The organism is Paenarthrobacter sp. PPS72 (assembly GCF_048537125.1).
GTDB classification, from domain to species: domain Bacteria; phylum Actinomycetota; class Actinomycetes; order Actinomycetales; family Micrococcaceae; genus Arthrobacter; species Arthrobacter nitroguajacolicus_E.
In genome coordinates this window covers 1-5,371 of record NZ_JBLYIE010000069.1, presented here as the reverse complement: position 1 = coordinate 5,371, position 5,371 = coordinate 1, and the positions used below count along the sequence as shown (strand labels likewise).

The following is a 5,371-nucleotide window of genomic DNA, read 5'->3' as shown; positions in this document are numbered from 1 at the left end:
CACTCTCAATTCTGAAGAGCCGGAAATCCTCGCCGCGGTGCTGCGCCCGGGCAACGCCGGAGCGAACAACGCCGAGGACCACATCGGCATCTTCCACACCGCTGTCGCCCAACTGCCCGAGAGCTTCTTTACTGAAACCGAGGCCCTGGCCGGAGAGAAAGTGCTGGTCCGCACCGACAGTGCCGGGGCCTCGCGGAAGTTCCTCTGGCACCTGCACAGCTTGGGCGTGCAGTTCACCACCAGCTACACCATCCCGTTCGGCAAGGCACACATGATCGACTGGATCAGCGACAAACAATACTGGCAGCCGGCCCTCGACCAGAACGGAAACGACCGCACCGACGCCTGGGTCATCAACGCCACCGACGTCATCCCGCTCACCGACTACCCACCAGGGACCAACCTCTACCTCCGGGCAGAACCACTGCACCCCGGCGCGCAGCCGACCCTGCTCGATACCGACGGACACCGCATCACCGCTTTCCTGACCAACTCACCCCGCTGGCACGGACCGTTCCTGGACGCCAGGCACCGCGCCCGGGGACGGTGTGAAAATCGGATCAAAACCCTGAAAAACACCGGCCTGGGCAAGCTGCCGTTCTTCGACTTCGCCGCGAACCAGGCCTGGGCGAACACCGCCACCCTGGCCTTCAACCTCGTCTCCTGGCTCCAGCTCACCGCCCTCCCGCACGGCCACCACGCCAAAGCCTGGGACATCAAACGCTGGCGCTACCGGCTCTTCACGACCGCCGGGAAAATCATCACCCGCGCCCGCCGCACCCGGCTCCTCCTACCAGAATCAGCACCGGAGAAAAACCTCCTGCAACTCCTCCTGCGAAAGACTGGACGCCTCAAACAGGTCCTGCCTGCCGGCACAGGCTGAGCAGGCACTCTTCCTGTCCCGACGATCAGCCACATCACCGGAAGTGGAACCGGCGCCACCCCAAAGCGAACCAAAGGGCCAAACCACGCTGCCCGAAAACAGAAAACAACCCCCGACCAACCAGCCAGCCCAAAGCAGCAACCATCACCAACCGCCATGAAAAATCGAGGTTAGGTCACGCAAGACGAGTCTGGGTGACGCGGCTTCGCTACTTTGGGCCAGGAATCACAGCCGCAAGTACCCGGTGAACCTGATTTAATGGTCAGGTACGGCACCTTCTACGAGGAAGAACCCTCCGGGGCCCTCGACCAAAAAGCATCGGGCACTCCCAGTAAAGTATCTCCTCGGTTACGTGGATGGTGCAAACAATCCGTGGGATCAGTTCGCGGAGAGACTCAGCAACACCTGAGGCTAATCATCAGAAAGCTGCAAACCTTGCTGTCCCTACATGCAGACAAGGTTCCTTCCGATTGCCGTTGCATGTTCTTGCTCCGCTAGGTCGTTGCGTCGTGAATTAGGCCATAAGGGTGTCTATGGGGGTCCCTCGTGAAACGTACGACAACATGGTCTCTAACCGATTCGGGAGGACTGTTATCGATTACGATGAGCTGCGCTCCCAGGCCTGCTTCATTCAACCATTTTTCAGCGTGTCGGTAAAAGTTCTGAACCAACTTTGTGTCAGCAAAGTCGGGGTCATTGGGGTCGGCTGAATGACCTAGATTTTTCTGCGGACTATCTATTATGAGCAAGCCTGGGGCGTGTTCGGCCTCTTCAAATGAAACTTCCCATACTGCGAGATACCACGCGAGGCTAATGAGCGTCTGCCCGCCGCTACTTGCGTGCGTGTAATCTAGATTACGCACATGCGGAATCAATTTGTCATCTAGAAATGGATTCTCTAATTTTGGATAGCCAATGTCTTGAAGTACCTTACCGAAGCGTTCGGAGATTCGCCTGACAACGGACGTGCGATCAGGACGATTCTTGGCGTCATTTCTTTCCGCTCGCAGTCGAGCGATTTGCCCTCGGAGAATATCGACATTGGCTTCAGCCTTCTCAACTTGCCGCCATAGGCGAAGCCCGGTCTCCGCACTTTGTCGGGACAAATTTGATTCGTTGATTTCGCGGGATATTTGATCACGCGCGGCCAAGTAAGGGGCGGGAAGGTTGCTTATCTCATTGAGTGCTCGGCTGGCTTCTGCCGCCCGGTTCAGAGCAACTTCCAGGTCCTGTTGGAGACGCACCATGTCATCGCGCAACCTATCCCAATACTCATTCAGGCCTACCAGTCTTCTCGAGGTCGCCCGCAGTTCGGCCGAGATGAGATCTTGGACATCGCCCCTTTCCGAGGCCTGATCTTCACCGGAATTAAGTTCGACCAAAGACCCCCCCAAAGTTAAATTACCCACCTCAGATAGCTTGCTGTGACACAAGGAGCATGAACTGTCAAGGACTTCGGGAGCCTTTACAAGTGCCGAAAGGCAAGCTGGACAGACCTTTACATGAAGTGGATCGAAAAGTCGCTCAGCCTGTTTGAGGAATACAAGCTTTCGCTGGTCGTCGGCATACTGGCTACGCAAAGCGGCCAATCTCTCGATCAAACTCTTGCGGTCGCGCACCCGAAGCTGGGCTCGTGTCGCACTCTCTTCGGCATCGGCTAGAGCAGCGCGAAGGTTGGCGGAGGCCAAGCCATAGTTACGGCCTTCTAGGTCAATTTGCTTTTGCCGGGCTAGAAGTTCGCTATGACGTCGCACCTCGACTGCTAGGTCTGTTTCAAGAACCAGAGCACCAAGAGGATGTTCCTGCTCAACAAGTCTCCTAAGGGACTCGGCGTTCTGCTCTGCCATGGAGAGCGCTCCAGTTAATCCTTTCAACTGGGCGGCCAACTTAACGCCTTCATTATCAGAAACTTCGAAGAGCAAGTCGACAGTCTGCTGAAACTTCTGGGCGACAGTGTAATTTGAGTGCTCAAACAACAGATTCTTGCTGTCGAGCCGCTCGTTCGGAAGCCAGAACAGCTTTGTCAGATCTCGAATGCTAAACGTCTGCACAGCCGACTCCGCCTGCGTCGGAGCCTCGGGCAACGACATGCCCTCCAAGCCCATGGACGAGAGAATCAACTGCGAAAGACTGTCAGGCGCTGACGGCGGATCTATAGGCAGGCGTGATTCCGTCGCCTCACCGATCCCATCCATCGAGCCTCGCCACACCGAGGCAAATTTGGAGGGGCTTCCCGAGACATAGCGTTCAATTGTCGTAGTTTCGCCTCTAAGCTCCACTTCAAGAACTGAGGCCCCTACTGAACCCACGATTTCCGGATGCTGCGGATGGTTCTCAGCTCCCAAGTTGTAGCGAATGAAGTCGGCAACGCTCGTCTTCCCTGTCGAACTAGGTCCTGCCACGATTGCCAGGGGACGCCATTCATGCGAGTCGGCTTGACGAAAGTCAACTTCGTACGTGTTGGAGGACGCCAGCGACCCCTTTAGCGACAAGCGAACAATGCGTAAGCCGACGACATTGCGTTCTCTGGTCATTTTGTGCTCTCATCTTTGACTTCGTTCACTATCTCGGTTTCTCTGACGTCTTCCGTGAAATCAATTAGCAGCCAGGAACTTCCGAGAACCTCACGAGCGACTCTTGTTAAGGCAGCGTCAGAGATCCGGGCCAGTCGCTTTAGGACGACCCGTACCGCAACGCGATAAGCCTCGGCGTGTGCTGTCATCAGGGCGGCTACCAGCTCAAGGCCTTGCTCCGACAGGGAGAAGCCACGGTGGGTTATTTTGCAAAGCTCATAGGATACAAGTATTTCAAGGTCGATTTGCAGCAGGCGACGCCGTCTGACATACCGCGATCCGATCGACGCGTAAGAAATCTGAGTGCGACTGAATCCTGCAGCGTTGAGTTTCACTCGGTCGGCCGCTCCCTGATCGTCTTGCCTGTCCACCAACACAAAAGGGTGCGAAGCAAAGAATGCAAAGTAGCCGATTCTATCCACCGTGATCACTTTGGTTGTGTACTGACGCATCTCATCGAGCAGTAGGAGCAGTTCGGCTAGTCGAAAGCTCATTGAATCTTCAACAGACCACGGAACGGCCTGCGCGGAATCGACGAAATTGCCCGCAATTGACTTTTCATCCATTACCGCAACCTCCGCTCTCAATAAACTTATCAACGTCGGCGTCTATGGTGCTGGGTTCGCTGTGATTCGCCGCCACCTGTCTCCAGTGCGTAACCCAGCCAGCCCTGCGGTCCTCAACGAGCCGATGCGTGATCCCCCTACGGTGTGCAGGCCTGAGCTGAATACCGGGAGGGTCCTGTGACGTTGCCGCTCGCTGAAGCACGTCTCGGACAAACGATCCCATCCGCCCCCGAGCGTCGGCTTGTTGTGCTGAGGCGTTGAAATGATCTTCCCAAACAGTGAGGAGGTCGAGGTGAATCTCCAAGAAGGCTCTCATCTCTTCTTCCACACCGCGTCCGGCAATATCTCGGGCGAGTGCTTCCGCCGCATAGAACAAGCCCTTCGCACCATCCGTTTCCAAGACGCCCGCCTCCTCGAGCTGACGAACAAACAGCGCAGAGTCAAAGGCGGTTGTATTCTTGGCAGTCAGCACGGGCAGCGGTGTAGTGGAACGGAAACTTCCAGGAAAATAGTTCTCTCGGACGGACTTAGCATCATCCATGCTGATGAATTGCCGCAGCCTAACTCCGTTCCAAAGCTCTATCTGAACTCCGGTAGTCCGTTTCTGCTTCGTGCTCCAGTTATCGAACCATTTCTGCTCCACCGGTGGGAGCACACACGGTACGCACAGCCGCCAGAGTGAAACCTTGAAATTCTCCTGCTCAGCCTTTTTGACCAGTTCGTTGAAGGATTTCCTTACTTGCCCACGCTCGTTCTCACCACGCCACGCTATGAAGAACTTCGATTGCCAAACCAAGATTGAGTCATCAAGACGTCCAACATAGGTGTCAATCCCCCAGTCACTGCCCCCGCCGGCCGCAACTTCGTTTGCTCCGGGATTCAATAAGCCAACGAGGTCCGTGACCATCTGCTGGAAACGTTCACGAGCACCCCCAACGGTTCCGGTCTCAATTTCGAACTGCTTGAAAAGAATAGAAGCGGCGGCAAGCTCAGCCATTGAAGTAACCAGGCAGCTTGAACGGCGCGCAACGGGCACGTCTGTGTACTACGCGGTACTTGCCAAAAAAATGCACGCGAGAACTCCATTTCAAACGACATGTGATTCCGAAGTTCAGAAGCACCTGTAGGCACCAGTGAAACGGAGGTTTTCCAAGTATCAGCTAAGCGGGTACTCAGATTCTGACATGGGCCAGTGTCGGAGGCTGGCTCACTCGCCGAACCAGAGAGAAACGGAGGCCCGGAAGCCTGTCGGGTCGAATACTGCCTCGGCGCAGTCGGCCCGTCGGGCACCTCTTGGTATCCCAAAGCCCCACCTCCCCCACGCACCCCCTTGACTCTGTCTCTTATAC

Annotated in this window: 4 protein-coding genes; 1 reads left to right on the top strand and 3 read right to left on the bottom strand. The window is 55.9% G+C overall.

Features of this window, described 5'->3' with window-relative positions; all coding sequences use genetic code 11:
- A partial coding sequence (locus ACLRGI_RS22305) for a transposase (protein WP_419203634.1) occupies positions 1-883 on the top strand: 883 nt, incomplete at its 5' end.
- Between the two features lie 494 nt (positions 884-1,377).
- Here the strand turns inward: ACLRGI_RS22305 and ACLRGI_RS22300 are convergent.
- From ACLRGI_RS22300 to ACLRGI_RS22290, 3 genes are read right to left on the bottom strand one after another with little or no spacing between them, the layout of a single operon-like run.
- On the bottom strand, positions 1,378-3,417 hold the full coding sequence (locus ACLRGI_RS22300) for a hypothetical protein (RefSeq protein WP_419203633.1): 2,040 nt from the start codon (positions 3,415-3,417) through the stop codon (positions 1,378-1,380).
- On the bottom strand, positions 3,414-4,022 hold the full coding sequence (locus ACLRGI_RS22295) for a hypothetical protein (protein ID WP_419203632.1): 609 nt from the start codon (positions 4,020-4,022) through the stop codon (positions 3,414-3,416). The genes ACLRGI_RS22300 and ACLRGI_RS22295 overlap by 4 nt, the downstream gene beginning before the upstream one ends.
- Positions 4,015-5,019 (bottom strand): hypothetical protein, encoded by a 1,005-nt coding sequence (locus ACLRGI_RS22290; protein WP_419203631.1) that lies wholly within the window; start codon positions 5,017-5,019, stop codon positions 4,015-4,017. The genes ACLRGI_RS22295 and ACLRGI_RS22290 overlap by 8 nt, the downstream gene beginning before the upstream one ends.
- Positions 5,020-5,371: the final 352 nt, after the last annotated feature.

Coding starts and splice junctions, on each gene's coding strand:
- ACLRGI_RS22300 (WP_419203633.1), bottom strand. CDS start 3,417: ATGACCAGAGAACGCAATGTCGTCGGCTTACGCATTGTTCGCTTGTCG.
- ACLRGI_RS22295 (WP_419203632.1), bottom strand. CDS start 4,022: ATGGATGAAAAGTCAATTGCGGGCAATTTCGTCGATTCCGCGCAGGCC.
- ACLRGI_RS22290 (WP_419203631.1), bottom strand. CDS start 5,019: ATGGCTGAGCTTGCCGCCGCTTCTATTCTTTTCAAGCAGTTCGAAATT.